Raw genomic sequence first — 2,572 nt, forward strand, 5'->3', positions numbered from 1 at the left:
TGTCAACGGCCATGTAGTGCTCCCCGTAGGCGGCCAGTAGTTCTCCCTGCTGGCGGCCGGTTAGAGGTCCCCGCTGGCGGCCAGATGTCTCCCCGCCAGAGGTTGGTGTGGATCAGCTGAAGGGCTTCACCCCCTTGCCGGTGGTGGCCTCGGTGAACCTGAACGAATCACCCTGAGTGACCGTGACGTGAGCATGGTGAAGTAGCCGGTCGACGGTCGCGGTGGCCAGGGTCTTGGGCATGATCTCGTCGAATCCGGACGGGTGGAGGTTGCTGGAGACGGCGATCGAGCGCCGTTCGTAGGCGGCGTCGACCAGGCGGTAGAAGCCCTCGGCGGCGTCCTCGGAGACGGGCAGGAGCCCGATGTCGTCGACGATGATCAGGTCCGAGCGGACGATCTTCGCGAGGGCTCGGGCGATGGAGTCGTCCGCGCGGTGGCGGCGGACCAGGGCGCCCAGGTCCTCGATGGTGAACCAGGCGACGGTCAGGCCGGCCTCGACCGCGGTCTGCCCGAGCGCCTCGGTGAAGTGCGACTTTCCCGTCCCCGAGGGCCCGCAAATACAAAAATTCTCCCGGCGGCCGACCCATTCCAGACTCTTCAGGGCGTCCTGGGTGGCCCGGGGTATGGAGGACTTGCCCTCGTGCCAGTCGCCGAAGGTCTTGCCGGTGGGGAAGCCGGCCCGCTTGCGGCGGGTGTGCAGGTTGGCCCGGTCGCGGCCTGCGGCTTCCTCGGCAAGAAGGACGCGGACGACCTCGGCCGGGTCCCATCGCTGGGCCTTCGCGGTGGGAATGATGTCGGTCAATGACCGGCGGATGTGCGGGAGTTTGAGCCGACGGGTCAGGTCGATGGCCTCGGCGAGCGGGTCGCCGTTGGTGCCGGGAACAGTGCGAAGAGGGGTGGCCATCAGGCAAGGTCGCTTTCGTCGTACTCGGAAAGATCAGGAGTGTTCGGGGTGGCGGCGCCGAGGGCGGACCAGGCGGAGGTGCCGGGCTGCAGCGAGTGGTCCTCGCTGCGGCGGACCGGCTCGGCCAGGCCGTGGACGGCCTGGTAGTCGAGGATCGACAAGAGGTCCTTGTCAGCGAAGCGGGCGGTGACCGCGGCGGTGCCGAGCGCGCGGTCGACTTCCGCTATGGAGTAGAGCTTTGAGAGCGCGACGGCCTCGGCCATCTTCGCCTTGACCCGCCGGACCCCGGCCGCCCCGGCCTCGATCAGCCAGCTGGCAGCACCTGGGCCGAGCTGGAGGAACGCGGCCTCCTCGGCGGAGGTCGCCCTCGGAGTGCGGTCCATTTCCTTGTCCTCGCGCGGCGGATAGTGGGCGTCGTCCAGCACCGGCGAGCCGGGCTCGCCGCGAGGGTGGCGGGCGACCTCGATGGCCGAGCCGTGCTCGTCGACGGCGGTGACGATCAGCTCGTCGCCGTGGAAACGGGCCCAGACCCGGGTGTCTATCAGCTCGTGCGGGACCGAGTAACGGACCGCGTCGACTGAGATCGTCGACTCCCAAGTGACCCGCCGGGTGGTGCCGAACGCCGCGGTGAACGGACGCTTCGGCAGCGGGTGCAGCCGCTGGGCTTCCTCCGCCAGCCGTTCGACGGGCTTGCGCCGAGTCGCCTTGTGTGTGCGGGAGTTGACCTCGTCGCAGAACTGGCGGCAGGCGGCTTCCAGCTCGCCGAAGGTTCTGTACTCCTCCCGGAGATTGACGTCCCTGGGCACCAGGTCTGCCTTCGCGATCTTCACCGTGGACTCGCTGCCGCCCTTGGTTTCCGGGTCCGCCGGCAGACAGGTGCGGATCGTCGTGCCGTAGTGCCGGGCGACCTCGACGATCTCCGGGTTGCGAATGGCGATCCCGGCGACGTGGTCGATGGTGACCGTCTTCTCGTTGTCCGTCAGGACGTAGGCCGGGATCCCGCCGATCCGGCGGAACGTGGCATCCAGACACGCGGTGACCGTCGGCAGCGTCTTGTCCCAGATCGGGATGACGACGCGGAAACGCGACCAGGCCAGCCATGCGCAGAACAGCGTGGTCTTGCGGCCCTTGATCACCGGGCCGTCGCCGAAATCGTACTGAAGCCAGAGCCCCGGTTCGGTCACCCACGGCCGATAGACCCGCCGCCGACCGGCCCTGAACTGGGCTTTCGCCTCGGCGACGGTGCGGCGGGTGGTGCGTTCCCCGCCGGTGAAGCCCATCGCGGTGATCCTCTTGTGGACCACGTCCGCTCGGATCTTGCCCTGCGAGCGGACCACCAGGTCCTCGATCTTCGGCAGATAGTCGTCGATCGCGCGAGACCGGTGACGCCTCTGGTCAGGATGCTGGCCGGCGGCCCGCATCTTCACATAACGGGCCACCGTGTGGTGGTCGCACCCGGCCAGCTCGGCCGCGGCACGGTAACTGCCTGTGAGGTCGTATGCCTCAAGGATCTCCATGATCTCCCTGCTGTTCTTCACCCGCTCCAGCGTCGCCGAGCGGGACTACTCGGGGCGAGCGGGGAGAAAACTGGCCGTACGCGGGGAAACCCGTGGCCATCAGTGGGGCGGTAAATGGCCGCCTATGGGGAGCTTGCCACGGCCGCCGTCA

At 68.4% G+C, this 2,572-nt stretch carries 2 protein-coding genes; both read right to left on the reverse strand.

The genetic code is table 11. The annotated features are described in order from the left end of the window. Nucleotides 1-112: 112 nt before the first annotated feature. On the reverse strand, nucleotides 113-904 hold the full coding sequence (gene istB / locus MTQ10_RS29695; RefSeq protein ID WP_247473539.1) for an IS21-like element helper ATPase IstB: 792 nt from the start codon (nucleotides 902-904) through the stop codon (nucleotides 113-115). Next, on the reverse strand, nucleotides 904-2,442 hold the full coding sequence (gene istA / locus MTQ10_RS29700; protein ID WP_247473543.1) for an IS21 family transposase: 1,539 nt from the start codon (nucleotides 2,440-2,442) through the stop codon (nucleotides 904-906). Before istA ends, istB begins: the two co-directional genes overlap by 1 nt. Between the last annotated feature and the right edge of the window lie 130 nt (nucleotides 2,443-2,572).

This window comes from Streptomyces sp. XM83C (genome assembly GCF_023072675.1).
GTDB lineage: Bacteria > Actinomycetota > Actinomycetes > Streptomycetales > Streptomycetaceae > Streptomyces > Streptomyces thermocoprophilus.